16 protein-coding genes, 1 tRNA gene and 1 riboswitch are annotated in these 17,591 nt (G+C 62.6%); of the genes, 9 read left to right on the top strand and 8 right to left on the bottom strand.

All coding sequences use genetic code 11. From position 1 onward, the window contains the following. Nucleotides 1–43: 43 nt before the first annotated feature. From AC1D1N_RS19800 to AC1D1N_RS19810, 3 genes are all read left to right on the top strand, one after another. Nucleotides 44–1,243, top strand: coding sequence for an acetylornithine transaminase (locus AC1D1N_RS19800; RefSeq protein ID WP_477350493.1), 1,200 nt, complete (start codon nucleotides 44–46; stop codon nucleotides 1,241–1,243). A gap of 17 nt (nucleotides 1,244–1,260) precedes the next feature. Beyond that, nucleotides 1,261–2,172 (top strand): ornithine carbamoyltransferase, encoded by a 912-nt coding sequence (gene argF, locus AC1D1N_RS19805; protein WP_112560491.1) that lies wholly within the window; start codon nucleotides 1,261–1,263, stop codon nucleotides 2,170–2,172. 112 nt (nucleotides 2,173–2,284) lie between these two features. Next, complete coding sequence (locus tag AC1D1N_RS19810) at nucleotides 2,285–3,319, top strand: Hsp33 family molecular chaperone (protein ID WP_477350494.1); 1,035 nt, start codon at nucleotides 2,285–2,287, stop codon at nucleotides 3,317–3,319. Between the two features lie 109 nt (nucleotides 3,320–3,428). Here AC1D1N_RS19810 and AC1D1N_RS19815 read toward each other — a convergent pair whose 3' ends face one another. Together AC1D1N_RS19815 and apaG are read right to left on the bottom strand one after the other, a co-directional pair. Next, nucleotides 3,429–4,235, bottom strand: coding sequence for an alpha/beta fold hydrolase (locus tag AC1D1N_RS19815; protein WP_477350496.1), 807 nt, complete (start codon nucleotides 4,233–4,235; stop codon nucleotides 3,429–3,431). Nucleotides 4,236–4,322: 87 nt separating this feature from the next. Further along, nucleotides 4,323–4,715, bottom strand: a complete 393-nt coding sequence (gene apaG / locus AC1D1N_RS19820; protein WP_112565540.1) for a Co2+/Mg2+ efflux protein ApaG — start codon at nucleotides 4,713–4,715, stop codon at nucleotides 4,323–4,325. Nucleotides 4,716–4,923: 208 nt separating this feature from the next. Between apaG and AC1D1N_RS19825 the strand changes: the two genes are divergently transcribed. Next, on the top strand, nucleotides 4,924–6,078 hold the full coding sequence (locus AC1D1N_RS19825) for a ceramide glucosyltransferase (RefSeq protein ID WP_477350498.1): 1,155 nt from the start codon (nucleotides 4,924–4,926) through the stop codon (nucleotides 6,076–6,078). Between the two features lie 38 nt (nucleotides 6,079–6,116). On the opposite strand, the gene AC1D1N_RS19830 is transcribed toward AC1D1N_RS19825, so the two are convergent. Further along, nucleotides 6,117–7,307 (bottom strand): O-succinylhomoserine sulfhydrylase, encoded by a 1,191-nt coding sequence (locus tag AC1D1N_RS19830; RefSeq protein ID WP_352587344.1) that lies wholly within the window; start codon nucleotides 7,305–7,307, stop codon nucleotides 6,117–6,119. Between the two features lie 57 nt (nucleotides 7,308–7,364). Next, a riboswitch (SAM riboswitch) is annotated at nucleotides 7,365–7,442 on the bottom strand. A 78-nt stretch (nucleotides 7,443–7,520) separates the two neighbouring features. Here AC1D1N_RS19830 and AC1D1N_RS19835 point away from each other — a divergent pair. After that, nucleotides 7,521–8,615: a 2'-deoxycytidine 5'-triphosphate deaminase gene (locus tag AC1D1N_RS19835; protein ID WP_477350500.1), complete on the top strand. Its 1,095-nt coding sequence runs from the start codon at nucleotides 7,521–7,523 to the stop codon at nucleotides 8,613–8,615. A 101-nt stretch (nucleotides 8,616–8,716) separates the two neighbouring features. Further along, a complete protein-coding gene (locus AC1D1N_RS19840; RefSeq protein ID WP_352587350.1) occupies nucleotides 8,717–9,487 on the top strand; it encodes an ABC transporter substrate-binding protein in 771 nt (256 codons plus the stop codon). A 171-nt stretch (nucleotides 9,488–9,658) separates the two neighbouring features. Here the strand turns inward: AC1D1N_RS19840 and araD1 are convergent, their stop codons facing one another. The 4 genes from araD1 to chvE form a co-directional block, all read right to left on the bottom strand. Next, entirely contained in the window at nucleotides 9,659–10,651 is a 993-nt protein-coding gene (araD1, locus tag AC1D1N_RS19845; RefSeq protein ID WP_112565526.1) for an AraD1 family protein, read from the bottom strand. 196 nt (nucleotides 10,652–10,847) lie between these two features. After that, nucleotides 10,848–12,140, bottom strand: a complete 1,293-nt coding sequence (gene mmsB, locus AC1D1N_RS19850) for a multiple monosaccharide ABC transporter permease (protein ID WP_112565523.1) — start codon at nucleotides 12,138–12,140, stop codon at nucleotides 10,848–10,850. Next, entirely contained in the window at nucleotides 12,137–13,669 is a 1,533-nt protein-coding gene (gene mmsA / locus AC1D1N_RS19855; protein ID WP_112565521.1) for a multiple monosaccharide ABC transporter ATP-binding protein, read from the bottom strand. The genes mmsB and mmsA overlap by 4 nt, the downstream gene beginning before the upstream one ends. A gap of 122 nt (nucleotides 13,670–13,791) precedes the next feature. Beyond that, nucleotides 13,792–14,862: a multiple monosaccharide ABC transporter substrate-binding protein gene (chvE, locus tag AC1D1N_RS19860; protein WP_112565551.1), complete on the bottom strand. Its 1,071-nt coding sequence runs from the start codon at nucleotides 14,860–14,862 to the stop codon at nucleotides 13,792–13,794. 296 nt (nucleotides 14,863–15,158) lie between these two features. Here chvE and AC1D1N_RS19865 point away from each other — a divergent pair, with 296 nt between their 5' ends. Both AC1D1N_RS19865 and AC1D1N_RS19870 read left to right on the top strand, forming a co-directional pair. Continuing rightward, complete coding sequence (locus AC1D1N_RS19865; protein WP_436258010.1) at nucleotides 15,159–16,148, top strand: LysR family transcriptional regulator; 990 nt, start codon at nucleotides 15,159–15,161, stop codon at nucleotides 16,146–16,148. A 281-nt stretch (nucleotides 16,149–16,429) separates the two neighbouring features. Continuing rightward, nucleotides 16,430–16,888 carry a hypothetical protein gene (locus AC1D1N_RS19870; RefSeq protein ID WP_112565517.1) on the top strand — a complete coding sequence of 153 codons (459 nt, stop codon included), beginning with the start codon at nucleotides 16,430–16,432 and terminating at the stop codon, nucleotides 16,886–16,888. Between the two features lie 66 nt (nucleotides 16,889–16,954). Here AC1D1N_RS19870 and AC1D1N_RS19875 read toward each other — a convergent pair. Beyond that, nucleotides 16,955–17,028, bottom strand: a tRNA-Gly gene (locus AC1D1N_RS19875). A gap of 298 nt (nucleotides 17,029–17,326) precedes the next feature. Here AC1D1N_RS19875 and AC1D1N_RS19880 point away from each other — a divergent pair. Then, nucleotides 17,327–17,590, top strand: coding sequence for a DUF6460 domain-containing protein (locus AC1D1N_RS19880; RefSeq protein ID WP_112565514.1), 264 nt, complete (start codon nucleotides 17,327–17,329; stop codon nucleotides 17,588–17,590). The last annotated feature ends 1 nt before the right edge of the window (nucleotide 17,591 follow it).

Genomic DNA, 17,591 nt, shown 5'->3' on the forward strand with positions numbered 1-17,591 from the left:
CTTTGGCGGCTTTTTTGATTTTCCGGTACCGGAGACGCATATAATGAGCGGTTCGGCGCTTTACGAGACCTTTGCTCGCGCACCCCTGGCCTTCGACCACGGTGAAGGCACGTGGCTGGTTACCGACAAGGGCGAGCGATATCTCGATTTTGCTGGCGGCATCGCGGTCAATTCGTTGGGCCATAGCCATCCGCATCTGGTCTCGGCGCTGACCGAACAGGCGGCCAAGCTCTGGCACGTCTCCAATCTCTACGAGATCCCGGGGCAGACCCGGCTGGGCGAGCGGCTGGCCGAGGCCACTTTCGCCGACAAGGTGTTCTTCACCAATTCCGGCGCCGAGGCCTTGGAATGCGCCATCAAGACGGCGCGGCGCTACCAGTTCGTCAAGGGCCACCCCGAGCGCTTCCGCGTCATCACCTTCGAGGGCGCCTTCCATGGCCGTACGCTGGCGACCATCGCCGCGGGCGGCCAGTACAAATATCTCGAAGGCTTCGGCCCCAAGGTCGAGGGTTTCGACCAGGTCGGCTTCGACGACATCGACGCCGCCGAGAAGGCGATCACATCAGAGACCGCCGCGATCCTGATCGAACCGGTGCAGGGCGAGGGCGGCATCCGCCCGGTGCCGACGCAATCTCTTAAGCGGCTTCGGCAGCTTTGCGACCAGCACGGCCTGCTGTTGATCTTCGACGAGGTCCAGTGCGGCATCGGCCGCACCGGCAAGCTGTTCGCGCATGAATGGACCGGCGTGACGCCCGACATCATGGCGATCGCCAAGGGCATTGGCGGCGGCTTCCCGATGGGCGCGTGCCTGGCCACCGACGAAGCTGCCGTCGGCATGACGGCAGGCGTGCATGGCACCACCTTCGGCGGCAATCCGCTGGCGATGGCGGTCGGCAACGCCGTGCTCGATGTGGTGCTGGAAGACGGCTTCCTGGAAGACGTTCAGCGCAAGGCATTGCTGATGAAACAGGGCCTGGCGGCCGTCGCCGACGAATTTCCCGATGTCATCGAAGGCATCAGGGGCACCGGCCTGATGCTCGGCCTGAAATGCGCCATGCCCAACACCAAGGTCAATATGGCGCTGCGCGACCAGCATCTCCTGGCGGTACCGGCCGGCGACAACGTCATCCGCCTGCTGCCGCCGCTCACCGTCACCGACGCCGAGATCAAAGAGGCGCTCGATCGCATCCGCGCCGGCGCCAAAGGCCTGGCCGACGCCATCGCCGCGGCCGCCGCGAAGTAACCCCGGAACCATTCCTGATGTCACTTCGCCATTTCACCGATCTTTCCGCCGTTTCCGAAGGCGATCTGCGGTTCATGCTGGACGACGCGGTGGTGCGCAAGGCGCGCCTCAAGGCCGGCGAGCGCACCAGGCCGCTCGAGGGCAAGGTGCTGGCGATGATCTTCGACAAGCCGTCGACGCGCACGCGTGTCTCCTTCGACGTCGGCATGCGCCAGCTCGGCGGCGAGACCATCATGCTGACCGGCACCGAAATGCAGCTCGGCCGCTCCGAGACCATTGCTGACACCGCCAAAGTGCTGTCGCGCTATGTCGACGCCATCATGATCCGCACGACGTCGCATGAGAGGCTGCTCGAGCTGACCGAGAACGCCACGGTTCCCGTCATCAACGGGCTGACCGACGACACCCATCCCTGCCAGCTGATGGCCGACATCATGACCTTCGAGGAGCATCGTGGTCCGGTAGCCGGCAAGACCATCGCCTGGACCGGCGACGGCAACAATGTGCTGCATTCGCTGCTCGAAGCCTCGGCGCGGTTCCGCTTCAACCTCAATGTCGCGGTGCCGGAAGGCAGCGAGCCGGCGCAGAAACATATCGACTGGTCGAAGACCAATGGCGGCAAGCTCAGCTTCACCCGCTCGCCCGAGGAAGCCGTCGACCAGGCCGATTGCGTGGTCACCGATTGCTGGGTGTCGATGGGTCAGGAACACCGCGCCCGCGGCCACAATGTCTTCTCGCCCTATCAGGTCAATGCGGCGCTGATGGCAAGGGCCAAGCCCGACGCCCTGTTCATGCACTGCCTGCCGGCGCATCGTGGCGAGGAGGTGACCGACGAGGTCATCGACGGGCCGCATTCTGTGGTGTTCGACGAGGCCGAGAACCGGCTCCACGCCCAGAAGGCCGTGCTCGCCTGGTGTCTTGGAGCTTGAAGTGCCTTGGTGCCTGACGTGCTTGGGCGCTTGATCTGGGGCGGCGTGATGCCTATCTGCGCCGCATCACGCAAATCAAGCGCGTTTAGACGCATGCACCCCTCCGGGCGGCATGGCCGCGCCCTGGAGCTTTGTCATGTTGGAAACGCATCAAGTGACTGAACATCACCCCAAACTCGGCGAGTTCGGCTATGCCGGCGACGATCACGTCGTACCGTTCGAGGTCGGCCCGCTCGACGTTCGCGGCCGCACCGTGCAGCTCGGGCCGATGCTCGACGCCATCCTCGGCCGTCACGACTATCCCGAGCCGGTTGCCCGCCTGCTGGCTGAAGCCTGTGTGCTGACGGTGCTGCTTGGCACCTCGCTGAAATTCGAGGGCAAGTTCATCCTGCAGACCCGCACCGACGGGCCGGTCGACATGCTGGTGGCGGATTTCTCCACGCCCTCGGCATTGCGAGCCTATGCCCGCTTCGACGCCGACAGGTTGGAAGCCCTTGTTGCCGCAGGCGAGACCTCGCAGCAGACGCTGCTGGGCAGCGGCGTGCTGGCGCTGACCATCGACCAGGGCGCCCACACGCAGCGCTATCAGGGCATCGTCCAGCTCGACGGCGAGACGCTGGAAGACGCCGCGCGCACCTATTTCCGCCAGTCGGAACAGATCCCGACCGAGCTCAGGCTTTCGGTGGCCAAGCTTCTGACGCCCGGCCGTGGCGGCGCGCGCGAACAATGGCGCGCCGGCGGCATCCTGGCGCAGTTCCTGCCGCAGTCGCCCGAGCGCATGCGCGTGCCCGACATCTCGGGCGGCGACGGCGATCCACGCGACGTCACGCATGAACCGGTCGACAATTCCTGGCAGGAACTGGTGGCCCTGCTCGGCACCATCGAGCCGACCGAACTGATCGACCCGACCATCGGCGCCGAGCGGTTGCTCTACCGGTTGTTCCATGAACACGGCGTGCGCGTCTTCGGCGGCGTTCCGGTCGCCGACCGGTGCTCGTGCTCGCGCGACAAGATCCGCGGCATTCTCGAAGGCTTCTCCGCCGAAGAGATCAAGGAGAGCACCGAGGATGGCGGCATTCACGTCGCCTGCGAGTTCTGCTCGAAGCAGTATGACTTCGACCCAGCGGAGTTTGGCGCGGCTCAATAGGGAAAGCCGCTTCGCAACCTATCCTCTCCCCGGCCGGGGAGAGGATCCATGGCTTACCCTTGGCGGTTGGTCTCTTTTGACCGGGTTTCGCGCCGCACCGATCTCAGCGTCAAATGAATTCCTGGAGATGCTTGCGGACATCTGACATTCGTTCGACCGGAGCCATATGGGTTTCATCCCCGAGCACCGTGAGCTTCGCTCCTTTGATTGCACTCGCGGTAGCTTCCATCATGCCGCCGCCGAAGAACTGGTCCCTTTCGCCGCCAAGGATCAAAGTCCTCGCCGAAATATCGTTGAGGTCTTCGTTTGTCACATCATTGTCGAGCATTGCTTCCAGATAGCGAACGATCGAACTCGGCGCTCCCATCCGTGCAATCAATCTGCGTCCTTCGAAGCTCAGGCGAAAGCGCAAGAGAAGGTTCAGCCACGGTCGACGAAATACCGTTGTAAACTCCTGCAGCAACGCGTGAAATTGTTCGGCTTTTGCGAATTGAATCTGTTTCTGGAGCCGCTTTTTTCCATCGACCGAAAAACCGTATGCGCTCGCCAGCAGGATCAGCTTGCCCACAAAGTCCGGATACCGTGCTGCCACCCGCGTTGCGATAACGCCGCCATAGGAAATACCCATCAACACCACTGGCTTTTTGAACGTGACGTCGATGATCTCCGCGATGTCTCCAGCCATACCCTCAAGCGAAAGATCGGCTTTAGGATCGGGATCGTAGCCAATCAGCACAAAGTTCGTGTCGGGTGGAAGAATACGGATGAGTCGTCCGGCATCCTTTTCCAGCCTGGATGGCTCGGGCTTCATCATGAAGCCCTGGCCGCCGTTGATGATAAGAAGGCTTTCAGGTCCCCGTCCAACTCTCGCGAACGGCATCCGACCCGGAAACAACCCTGTTTCAATAGTGTGCATCAAGCCGCTGCCTGGCGCTGGCCAGAGACCCCTGATCAATGGGAAGTAAAGCTACCTTGACGAAAGCTGGCGCAACGCTTCCTGCCACTAATTCACCGTCCGCCTCGTTCCCGGCAGATCCAGCGAAAACGCGGGAATGGCGATGTCGAACGTCTCGCCCCTTTTGTTGCGCATGGTGTAATGCCCGACCATGAAGCCCGACGGTGTCGAGAGCGGGCAGCCGGATGTATATTGATAGCTGTCGCCGGGATTGAGCTCGGGCTGGTCGCCGACGACACCGGCGCCGCGCACCTCTTCGACCCGGCCGCTGCCGTCGGTGATGTGCCAGTAGCGCGACATAAGCTGCACGAACTCGTCCGACTGGTTGTCGATCGTCACCTGGTAGCCCCAGACATAGCGGTTCTCCGACGGATCGGAGCGATCCTCCAGATAGAACGGTCTGACCTGCACTTCGATGTTGCGCGTGACGGCGCGGTACATAGGCTGCTCCAAACGACACCAACGGACCTGTCGGCGCTCTTGCTCTACTCCCGATTAGGGTCTCATGCGCAGGTGCCGAACAACAATGTCATTTAAGTGACACATGACAATGATGGTGTGCACGAACCGTATCGGGCGACTCAGCGCTCTGTCGAACTGTTGAAAACGGCCATTCCTGGCCGCTTTTTCCCGGAGTGACCAGATCTCGATGGAACTGACAGTCATAGCAGCGCTGCTTTCGACACTCCTGCTTCTTTCCAATCTCGCCAGCATTGTGCTCGCCTCGCTCAGCCTGAAGCGGCCGCGCCAGATTGCTCCGCCGGCCAGAAAGGCGCCGCCGGTGTCGATCGTGGTGCCGTCGCGCGGCGTCGAACCGTTTACCGAGGAGACGCTTGCCCGTGCCTTCTCGCTCGACTGGCCGCGCTACGAGCTGATCTTCTGCGTCGCCCATGCCGACGATCCGGTGGTCAAACTGATAAACCGGGCGATTGCCCGGTTTCCAAAGGTGGCGGCGCAGCTGCTGATCGGCGATGACCGGGTCAGCGCCAACCCCAAGCTCAACAATTGCGTGAAGGGTTGGGTGGCGGCGCAGCACAACTGGGTCATCCTGGCCGATTCCAACGTGCTGATGCCTGTCGACTATGTCCAGCATCTGATGGCGGCCTGGCGGCCGGACACCGGGCTTGTCTGCTCGACTCCGATCGGCTCGCGGCCGGACGGTTTTTGGGCCGAGGTCGAATGCGCCTTCCTCAACACGCTGCAGGCGCGCTGGCAATATGCCGGCGAAGCCCTTGGTCTCGGCTTTGCCCAGGGCAAGAGCATGCTGTGGAACAAGCCGATGCTCGACGCCAATGGCGGCATCGAGGCGCTTGCCGCCGAGATCGCCGAGGATGCCGCCGCGACCAAGCTGGTCAATGGGCTCGGCCTGCGCGTCAATCTCGTTGCCTCGCCCTTCGAACAGCCGCTCGGCCAGCGTACGTTTGCCGAGATCTGGTCGCGCCAGACGCGCTGGGCGCGGCTGCGCCGCGTCACCTTCCCACTGTTCTACACGCCCGAGATCCTGACGGGTGTGGCGGTGCCGCTGCTGCTGGCACTGGTCGCGGCGGCAAGCGCCGGCGTCAGCATGCCCACCACGGCTTTGTGCGTTCTGGCCTTTGCCTATGTGCCGGAATGCCTGCTCGCCTGGGCCAAGGGCTGGTATTTGTCACCGCGCATCGTCACCGCCATGATCGTGCGCGATGTGATGCTTCCCGCCATCTGGTCGCGCGGTTGGCTCGGCGGCGCGGTCGAATGGCGCGGCAATGCCATGACCATCCGCACCAAGGCGATGACGGAACTGGACGAGGCCTCGTCGGGCGCCTGAGCGCCGCCCAGGCCTTGCCTTGCTTTCGGAGCAGGCCGCTACTTCGCCGCCTTCAGCGCCTGTGCAACGTCCTCGAGCAGATCGTCCGTATCCTCAAGACCGACCGACAGCCTCAGCGTTCCCGGCCCGATGCCGAGTTCGGCGCGCGCCTCGTCGCTGAGGTTCTTGTGTGTTGTCGTTGCCGGATGGGTGATCAGGCTCTTGGCGTCACCAAGATTGTTGGAGATCAGCACGATGTCGAGCGCGTTCTGCAAGGCGAAGGCCGCCTGCTTGCCGCCCTTGACGTCGAGGCAGATCAGCGTCGAGCCGCCCGCCATCTGCTTCTTGACGATATCGGCCTGCGGATGGTCGGCGCGGCCGGGATAGATGACGCGGGCGATCTGCGGCTGTCCGGCCAGGAAATCGGCGATCTTGCCGGCACTCTCCGTCTGCTGGCGCACGCGCACCGGCAGCGTCTCGAGACCCTTGAGCAGCGTCCAGGCGTTGAAGGGCGACAGGCTCGGGCCGGTGTGGCGGAAATAGTCGTGCAAATTCTCGTCGATCCACTTCTTGTCCGACAGGATGATGCCGCCTAGACAGCGCCCCTGGCCGTCAATGTGCTTGGTCGCGGAGTAGACGACGATGTGGGCGCCGAGCTGCAAGGGCTTCTGCTGCAAGGGCGTGGCAAAGACGTTGTCGACGATCAGCCTGGCGCCGATCGAGGTGGCGAGCGATGCGACGGCGGCAATGTCGACCACTTCCAGCGTCGGGTTGGTCGGGCTTTCCAGGAAGAACAGTTTGGTGTTCGGCCTGACCGCCTTTTCCCAGTTGGCGATGTCGGTGCCGTCGACCAGAGTCGCCTCGATGCCGTATTTCGGCGCCAGCGTCTCGACCACCCAGCGGCAGGAACCGAACAGCGCGCGCGCCGCAACGATATGGTCGCCGGCCTTGGCGCTGCACAACAGCGCCGCCGTCACTGCTGCCATGCCGGACGCGGTAGCGCGGGCGTCTTCCGCGCCTTCCAGCGCGCACATGCGCTTTTCGAACATGTCGACGGTCGGGTTGGCGTAGCGCGAATAGATGAAGCCCGGCTCCTCGCCCTTGAAACGGGCTTCGGCGGCCTGCGCCGTCTCGTAGACATAGCCCTGGGTGAGGTACATCGCTTCCGACGTTTCGCCGAACTGGGAACGCAGCGTCCCCCCATGCACGAGTGCGGTCTGAGGCTTCCAGTTACGCTTCTTGGTGCTCATCGCTTTTCTTCCAGACACAAAAAAACCGGCCGCGAAAGTCGCAACCGGTCCATACGGCCTTGCGGCCCGACGGTCCTTTAGCGACTTGTTTAACGTGGCTGCAAGCCGACCGGCCAAATCACCACGGGATAACGACCCTTTAGACCTCAGCCATGCTTGCGTCAATTGCCGGCTTCATTAAGAGGTTTGTACCAGTTGGAGCGGAGCCAGCCATTGCGGCAGACAGGCATTCTTCCCGATCAGGATATTTCCGCGCTGTTCCAGTCCGGCGCGCTGAAGTCGCCGCGCGCGCTCGATGTCGACCAGGTACAGCCGGCCAGCCTCGATCTCAGGCTCGGCGACAAGGCTTTTCGCGTCCGCGCCTCCTTCCTGCCCGGCCCCAACCACAAGGTGTCGGAGAAGCTTGAGCGGCTGAAGCTGCACGAGATCAGCCTGACCGAAGGCGCGGTGCTGGAGACCGGCTGCGTCTACATCGTACCGCTGCTCGAGAGCCTCGCCCTGCCGGCCAATATTTCCGCCTCGGCCAATCCCAAGAGCTCGACCGGACGGCTCGACATCTTCACCCGCGTCATGACCGACCGCGGCCACGAGTTCGACAAGATCGCCGCCGGCTATCACGGGCCACTCTATCTCGAGGTCAGCCCGCGCACCTTCCCGATCGTCGTGCGCGCCGGCTCGCGCCTGTCGCAGATCCGCTTCCGCACCGGCAATGCGCTGTTGTCGGAGGCAGAGCTGAATGAATTGCACCGGGCCGAGATGCTGGTCGCGACCGAGCCGCCAAACATTTCCGGCGGTGGCATTGCGCTGTCGATCGATCTCGACGGCGATCACAACGGGCTGGTCGGCTATCGCGGCAAGCATCACACCGGCCTCGTCGATGTCGACAAGCGCGCCGCCCAGGATGCCGTCGATTTCTGGGAGCCGCTTTACAAGAGCGGCGCCGGCGAACTGGTGCTCGACCCGGACGAGTTCTACATCCTGGTCAGCCGCGAGGCGGTGCACGTGCCGCCGCTCTACGCCGCCGAGATGACGCCGTTCGACCCGCTGGTCGGAGAGTTCCGCGTCCACTATGCCGGCTTCTTCGATCCGGGCTTCGGCCATTCGGCCGCTGGTGGCACCGGCAGCCGGGCGGTGCTCGAAGTGCGCAGCCACGAAGTGCCGTTCATCCTCGACCATGGCCAGATCGTCGGCCGGCTGGTCTACGAGCATATGCTGAAGCGGCCGCAGGCGCTCTACGGCACCGATCTCGGTTCCAACTACCAGGCGCAAGGCCTGAAGCTCTCCAAACATTTCCGCACCGCTGTCTGAACCCTCAATCAGCGTTGGGCAAAATACTTGCCTGCATTGGCTCACCGTGCTTGGCTGCCTTTCTGTGGCCGGCCAGAGACCGGCGCGTAAGGGGAACCAAAATGCAGATTTCGAAATGGATCATATCGGCAGCCAGCGCTGCCATGCTTGTAATGGGGGCCGGTTCGCTGGCACAGGCGCAGGAGAAATTGAAGATCGGCACCGAAGGCGCCTATCCGCCCTTCAACACCATTACATCTGACGGCAAGGTCGAAGGCTTCGACATCGACATTGCCAATGCGCTGTGCGCGCAAATGAAGGTCGAGTGCGAGATCGTCACCCAGGACTGGGACGGCATCATTCCGGCCCTGCAGGCGAAGAAGTTCGATGCCATCATCGCCTCGATGAGCATCACCGAGGAGCGCAAGAAGCAGGTCGCCTTCACCAACAAATACTACACCACGCCGCTGGCGCTGGTGGCGCCGAAGGACAGCGACCTCACGTCCACCGAACCGGCCGCCCTTGCCGGCAAGACGGTGGGCGCGCAGGCGTCGACCACCCAGGCCGACTACGCCCAGAACGCCTACGGCAAGGCCGGTGCGGAGGCAAAACTCTATCCGACTCAGGAAGAGGCGATCACCGACTTGCAGAATGGCCGTCTCGACGCGGTGATTTCAGACAAGTTCGTGCTGATGGACTGGCTGAAGAAGGCGAGCGACGGTTGCTGCAAGCTGGTCGGCGACGTCAAGGGCACCGAGACGCAAGCCGGCATCGCGGTGCGCCTGGAAGACACCGCACTGCGCGACAAGCTCAACGCGGCGATAGACGCGATTGTTGCCGACGGCACCTACAAGAAGATCCAGGCGAAGTATTTCGATTTTGATATTTATTGAGGCTGCTAATCTCCCCCCTTGAGGGGGAGATGGCCGGCAGGCCAGAGGGGGTCGCTGCGCGTAGAACGCCAACGTCGTCTGGTGACCGCGGAAGACGTCGGCGCTCCACGCGCGACAACCCCCTCTGTCGCCTTCGGCGACATCTCCCCCTCAAGGGGGGAGATTGCCCTTCTACAACGCCTTCACTGCCACCTTCACCGGCTGCTCGATCTCCAGTGGGTTGCGCAGCGGCAGGCCGAAATCTCCGGCCTCGATCTCGAAGACGTCGCCGGCCTGCGTCCTGATGCCATCGGCGAAGGACAGCGTCGCCGTACCGAACATGTGCACATGCACGTCACCGGGCTGGCGGAAGGCCGAATATTTGAAATGGTGGTGCTCGAGATTGGCGATGGTGTGCGACATGTTCGCTTCGCCCGACAGAAACGGCTTTTCCCACAAAAGGTTGCCGTCGCGCAGGATGCGCGAAGCGCCTCTGATGTCGGCCGGCAGATCGCCGATCAGGATCTCCGGCCCAAACGAGGCATTGCGCAGCTTGGAATGCGCCAGGAACAGATAGTTCACCCGCTCGGTGATGTGGTCCGAAAACTCGTTGGACAGCGTGAAGCCGACGCGGAACGGCGCGCCGTCGTCGCCGATGACATAGATGCCGGCGATCTCCGGCTCTTCGCCGGCGTCCTGCGCGAAGGCCGGTGACATCAGCGCCGCGCCCGGCGCCACCGCCATGGTGCCGTTGCCCTTGTAGAACCATTCCGGCTGCACGCCGGTCTGGCCCTTGGCCGGCTTGCCGCCTTCCAGACCCATGCGGAACATCTTCATGGAATCGGTGAGTTGTTCCTCGCCGCCGTCGCTGAGCTTCTTGTGCATGGAATCGCGCGTCGCCGCCGATCCGAGGTGGGTGAGCCCGGTGCCGGTCAGATGCAGATGCGCCGGATCGGGATGGTTGATCGGCGACACCAGCCGTCCCTTCTTGTATGCGGCGTCGAGGTCGACGGCTTCGCCGAAGCCCTTGCGCTCGATGAGCGCGACCAGCCCGGTGCCGGTGCGCGCGGCCTCCATCGCCAGCGAATAGACGCTGCGGGCGCCGTTGATGATCCGGGTCTTGCCGCCATTGCGGGCGACGACGCGGATCGTCTCGGCGTCGTCGAGGATCTGGGAGATCAGCATGATGAACCCTCTCTCAATTGTCTTGGCTCGGTTGCCGCTTTGACAAACCTTACCGGCGCGGCGCGGACCTATCCGTGCCACGGGTTAAAACTCTTCGTCCGGATTGCGCTCGCGATCCTGGTCCTTCAGGGGACTTCTTGCACTGCCCGGCAGCGCCGCGATGTGACCCGTATGCCGTCCTGGTTCCGCTCCCGGTCTAACCTTTGTTTTTGTTGTATACGTCGAAGACCACTGCGCCGAGCAGCACCAGGCCTTTGACCACCTGCTGCCAGTCGACATTGACGCCCATGATCGACATGCCGTTGTTCATCACACCCATGATGAAGCCGCCGACCACCGCGCCGATCACCTGGCCAACGCCGCCCATCGCCGAAGCGCCGCCGATGAACACCGCGGCGATGACGTCGAGCTCGCTGCCGAGGCCCGCGGCAGGCACGGCTTGTCCCAGGCGCGCCGCTATGATCAGGCCGCCAAGCGCCGACAGCACACCCATGTTGACGAACACCATCAGGGTCAGCCGCTCGGTCTTGATGCCCGACAGTTGCGCCGCCTTGGCATTGCCGCCCATGGCGTAGATGCGGCGGCCGATCGTCATGCGTTTTGTGACGAAGACGAACAGCGCGATCAGTGCGCCCATCACCATGAGTACGATCGGCAGGCCCCTGTAGCTGGCAAATTGGTAGACCAGGAACAGCGCCAGCGCGCTGGTCACCAGGGTCTTGATGACGAACAGCGTAAAAGGCTCGGCTTGGTAGCCGTGCGCTTCGCGGGTACGCCGTGCCTTGAGCCCGAAATAGGCATAGGCGAGCACGGCGACCAGGCCCAGCACGATCGTCGTCATGTGCAGGGTCATGCCGCTACCTACAATGGTCTTGCCGGCCGCATTTACCGTCGGTGGGATCAGCGTCAAGGGGCCGATGACATCCGGGATGAAGCCTGAACTAAGCGCCTTGAAGCCGGCTGGAAGCGGCCCCACCGAAGACCCGCCACCCAGCAGCGCCTGGCAGATGCCGCGGAAGATCAGCATTCCCGCCAGCGTGACGATGAAGCTCGGTATTCGGTGATAGGCAATCCAGTAGCCCTGTGCCGCGCCGATGAGGCCGCCGACGATCAGGCAGACGATTGAAACCACCAGCGGATTGCTGAACGGTCCAAGTGGCCAGATGACCATCATCATAGCCGCTAGCGCGCCGATGAAGCCGGCGACGGAGCCGACGCTGAGGTCGATATGGCCGGAGACGATGACCAGAAGCATGCCCAGCGCCATCACGATGATGAACGAGTTCTGCTGCACCAGGTTGCTCAGGTTCACCGGCTTGAACAGCGTGCCGGAGGTGGTGAACTGGAAGAACACCATGATGGCGATCAGCGCCAGTATCAGGCCGTAGTCGCGCAAATTGGTGATCAGCGCCGAGACGGCAACGCGCGGCCCCTGTTGCACATCTTCGGCGACGCCGCTTTTCGGCGCGGGACCGCTTTCGGTGGTCATGATGGCTTTCCTTCTCCCCGAACGATGGCGCGCATGATCTTTTCCTGGCTGGCGTCGCTCGCCGCCATTTCTCCAACCATGCGCCCTTCATTCATGACGTAGATGCGGTCGGTGATGCCGAGCAGTTCAGGCATCTCCGACGAGATGACGATGATCGCCTTACCTTCGGAGGCGAGGCGGGCGATGATGGTGTAGATTTCGTACTTGGCACCGACGTCGATGCCGCGCGTCGGCTCATCGAGGATGAGCACTTCCGGATTGGCGAACAGCCATTTCGACAGCACCACCTTCTGCTGGTTGCCGCCCGACAGATTGCCGGTCATCTGATAGACGCTGGACGAGCGGATGTTGGTCTTGGCCTTGTAGTCGTTGGCGACGGCGAGTTCGCGCAAATCGTCGATGACGGCGTGGCGCGACACGCCGCCAAGGTTGGCCAGCGTGATGTTGTGCTTGATATGATCGATCAGGTTGAGACCATAGGTCTTGCGGTCCTCGGTGACGTAGGCAATGCCATGGTCAACCGCCTTGCTGACCGAGGAGACATCGATAGGCTTGCCCTTGAGCAGCACTTCACCGGTGATATGGCGGCCATAGGAGCGGCCGAACAGGCTCATGGCGAATTCGGTGCGGCCGGCGCCCATCAGCCCAGCAATGCCGACGACCTCGCCCTTGCGCACATTGATGTCGATGCCCTTGATCACTTGCCGCTCGGCATGGATCGGATGATAGACGGACCAGTTCTTCACCTGCAGCACAACCTCGCCGATCTTTGGCTCACGTGGCGGGTAACGATCGTCGAGCGAGCGCCCGACCATCGAGGTGATGATGCGGTCTTCCGAAATGTCTTTCTTGGAAAGTGTTTCGATGGTGCGCCCGTCGCGGATGACCGTGACCTTGTCGGCGACCCGGTTCACTTCGTTGAGCTTGTGCGAGATCAGGATCGAGGTCATGCCTTGCCGCTTGAACTCGAGCAGCAGGTCGAGCAGCGCCTGGCTGTCCTTTTCGGACAGGCTCGCCGTCGGCTCGTCCAGGATCAGCAGCTTGACTTCCTTGCTCAGCGCCTTGGCGATCTCGACCAGCTGCTGCTTGCCGACGCCGATATTGGTGATCAGCGTCTTGGGGTCCTCCTTGAGGCCCACCTTCTTCAGCAGGGCGCTGGTGCGCGTCTCGTTGGCATTCCAGTCGATGACGCCGAATTTGGCGTGTTCATTGCCAAGGAAAATGTTTTCGGCGATCGACAGCATCGGCACCAGCGCAAGTTCCTGGTGGATGATGACGATGCCCTTGTGTTCGCTGTCGTGAATGCCCTTGAAATGGCATTCCTCGCCACGGTAGACGATCGCGCCGTCATAGGTGCCGGTTGCATAAACGCCGGAGAGAACCTTCATCAGCGTCGATTTGCCGGCGCCGTTCTCGCCGACAACGGCATGGATCTCGCCTTCCTCGACACTGAGGTTGACGTTCGACAGCGCCTTCACGCCGGGGAACGTCTTGGTGATGTCGCGCATCTCCAAAATCGTCGAGGCCATGGGAACTACCGCTCCTTGAGAGGTCGGCAAACACTGCCGGCGAGGTCGGCAACAATACCGGGCTCGCTGGTGAACGAAAAGGGGCCCTGCGTTGCGCAGGACCCCTGATTTTACAACCGAATTTACTTCAGCTCGTCGGCCTTGATGTAGCCGGAGTCGACCACCAGCGCCTGGTAGTTCGACTTGTCGACATCATGCGGCGTCAAAAGGATCGAAGGAACGACCTTGACGTCGTTGTTGTAGGTTTTTTCATCGAGGCCTTCCGGCTTGCCGCCCGAGAGCACCTTGTCGACGAGTTCGACAGTGGCCTTGGCCAGTTCACGGGTGTCCTTGAACACGGTCGAGTACTGCTCGCCGGAGATGATCAGCTTGACCGAGGCGGTCTCGGCGTCCTGGCCGGTCACGATCGGCCAGGGCTGGGCGTCCGTGCCATAGCCGACAGCGCGCAGCGAGGCGGTGATGCCGCGCGACAGGCCGTCATAGGGCGACAGAACGCCATCGACGCGGCTGCCGTCCGAGTAGTTGGCCGACAGGAGGTTGTCCATGCGCGCCTGGGCGGTGGCGGCGAGCCAACGCAGCGTACCGACCTTGTCCATGCCGGTCTGGCCGGACTTGATCTTGATCGAACCGTCATCGATCAGCGGCTGCAGGACGGAGATGGCGCCGTCGTAGAAGAAGAAGGCGTTGTTGTCGTCCGGCGAACCGCCGAACAGCTCGACGTTCCACGGCTTGGTGTTCGGGAAGCGCTCCTTGAGGCCCTTCACCAGCGAGTTCGCCTGGATCACGCCGACGCCGAAATTGTCGAAGGTGGTGTAGTAGTCGACATTGGCGGTCTTCTTGATCAGGCGGTCATAGGCGACGACGACGACGCCGGCGTCAGCGGCCTTCTGCAGCGCGTCCGACAGCGTGGTGCCGTCGATCGAGGCGATGATCAGCGCCTTCGGGCCCTTGGTGATTTCATTTTCAAGCTGGCTGAGCTGGTTGGGGATGTCGTCCTGCGCGTACTGCAGGTCGACCGTGTAGCCGAGAGCCTCGAGCTGGGACTTGACGGCGTCGCCGTCATTGATCCAGCGCTGCGAGGTCTTGGTCGGCATCAGCACGCCGACAAGGCCTTTGTCGGCAGCATGCGCCGAGTAGGTCATGGCAGCGATGCCAAGGGCCGCGACGGCGGCCAGTGTCTTGATGATTTTCACGTAAAACTCTCCCTGGTTGATGGACGCGACACCTCGGGGCTTCGCGGGCCGCGCAGTCGGGCGGATGCGCCAAAGCGCCGCCGCCGTCATATCGATCTCCGGTATCCTCCCAATCGGCCCTCAGTCGCCTGATTTCAATCGATACGATTCTGCTCGTCATCGACCGTCAAGTCTTGAGGACGCGCGAAGGGTGTGTCCCTTTGCCATAACTGTCAAATGCGATCTTCGGTGGTTGCTATACCGAAACCGGTATATGACTAGAGCAGGTCGGGACATTGGCGGGAGCAGGTGAAAGCATGGCGGCATTGCAAAATCCTCAAGAAATTTCAGGTAGTTACGATGAATTGCCGGGCGGTGGCGAAACACTTCTGCGCAGTGGGCTCAGCCTGCGCCACATGCGCATGATCGCGGCCCTCGACGATCACGGTCGGGTGAGTGCGGCGGCGCAGGTGATGAATATCTCGCAGCCGGCGGCCTCGCGCATGATCTCCGAGATGGAAGCGGTGCTTGAGGTAAAGCTCTGCGAAAGGCTGCCGCGCGGCATCACGCTCACCCCTTACGGCAAGGCGCTGGCCAGGCGCGCCCGCTCCATCCTGCTCGAGATGCGCGAGGCCGACCGCGAGATTTCCGAGCTCAAGGCTGGCAAGGGCGGCGCGGTGTTTCTCGGCGCAGTGACCGCGCCGGCGATCGAACTGGCGGTGCCGGCGATCCGCGAAATCCGCCGCATCTATCCGCGCATCGAGATCACCATGCAGGTCGAGACCTCCAACGTGCTGGCGCGCGAGCTGATTGCCACGCGCCATGATTTCATCATCGCCCGCATTCCCGACGATCTCAATCCGCGGCTGTTCGAGGCCCGCGTCATCGGCGTCGAAAAAGCCTGCCTGATCGTGCGCCGCGGCCATCCCCTGAGCAACGGCAAGGCCGTGCGGCTGGAGGATACGGCTGCGTATGACTGGGTCTTCCAGTCCGGCGGCTCGCCGCTGCGCCAGGCGATGGAAAGCAATTTCCTGAACCGCAACATCGCGCTGCCGGACCGCATCCTCAACACCTCTTCGCTGCTGCTGACCCTGGTCATGGTGGCGCAGTCCGATGCCATCGCCCCAGTGTCGATCCAGGTGGCAAAATTCATCCAGAACCCCGACGGTCTCGCCGGCGCCATCGACGTCGTCCAGACCGAGTTCGACATCGAGGTCCGCCCCTACAGCCTGATCACGGTGAAGAACCGCGCGCTGTCGCCGGCCGCCAAAATGCTGCACGACTTCATCCTGCGCGAAGTGGGATAACGGCCGGGAACTCCATCCTTGCGCGGAACGGGACTATAGCCGGACCTGGTGCGGCCACACGGATGGCGGCATTGGCGTGGCCCGCCAATGTGATCCTTTGCGGCCCCCAAGAAAATTGGACAACGGGTCACGCGCCCAGCCCTGCGCCACAGGTTGGAGCGGGTGGAGGGGATCTCGTTCGCGCCAGTGTGACAGACTGATCGGAAAATTGATGAGCGCTGCCTAATGTTAACCATGTTGATGCTAGCGTTGGCGTCGCGAAACAAACGCGAGGCCACAGGATGCACACTGAACTGCCGCTTGCAAAGCTTGGATGGACGTTGAAGACCATGGCGATTGGGCTCTTCGCCGCCACCCTGACGGCGCTGCCCGCGAACGCGGAGACGGTGAGCGGCAATCCCGGTGGCCAGATCGTGACCTTCGCTTTGCACGTCGCCAAACTGCGCGCCGCCGACGAGCCAGTGCACTTTGACGGGGCGTGCGACAGCGCCTGCACGCTCTATCTGTCCCTGCCCGTCGAGCAGCTTTGCGTTACCCCGCGTGCATCCTTCGGCTTCCATCTGCCATACGGCGTCGGTGCTCGTGAGAACGCCGTCGCTGCCAAGTACCTGCTCTCGCAATACCCCGATTGGGTGCGGCAGTGGATCGCCGAGCATGGCGGCCTGTCGCACACCCTGGTGCGGATGGAAGCCGATGAGGTGGCAATGCACCTTCCTATATGCGCCGAGGTGCAGGCATGAACAGGGCTGCAATGCGCAGGTCTGCGGCAGGCGCCGGCAAACGCCGTCTAGATCATTGATTTTTGCTGGAGCGGGTAGAGGGAATCGAACCCTCGCGTTCAGCTTGGGAAGCTGACAAGCTACCATTACATCATACCCGCGTGAGCCCTCGTTACCATGCGAGCCGCCGTCCGGGCAATCGTCAAAGCTGGCTGGTGCCGCCTGAATCGCGAACCAGGCGCTGATCGGGCGGCTGCAGCCAGCCGCTGGAACCGGGCCATCGACCGCTCAACATACTGATCGTCCCATCATGGCGGAGCGTCGAGCACGGCCCAACCCCATCGCGCCCATCGGCGGAGCGAGCTAGGCCGCACCGGCGCCCGGCTTGCTGCGGGCCAGCTAAGTCAGTATTTCTGGATCCGTGCCCGAATCCGGGCACACGAATCTGGAGGCAGGCCCTTGTCCGCTTTGACGCGCTTTCTCGGCGACTCGCCCGTCAGGGTCATCGTCAAGCTGCTGGTCGTGTCGTTCCTCGTCGGCCTGGTGATGAACGCGTTCGGCTGGACGCCGATGGACGTCTTTTATGGCGTCCAGAAATTCTTCATCGACCTGTGGAGCCTGGGTTTCCACGCCATTGACCGCTTCCTCGGCTATATCTTGCTTGGGGCCGCGATCGTCGTGCCGGTCTTTATCTTCTTGAGGATTGCCAACTACCGGAAGTAAC

The sequence above is a fragment of the Mesorhizobium sp. P2_B5 genome (assembly GCF_056404775.1).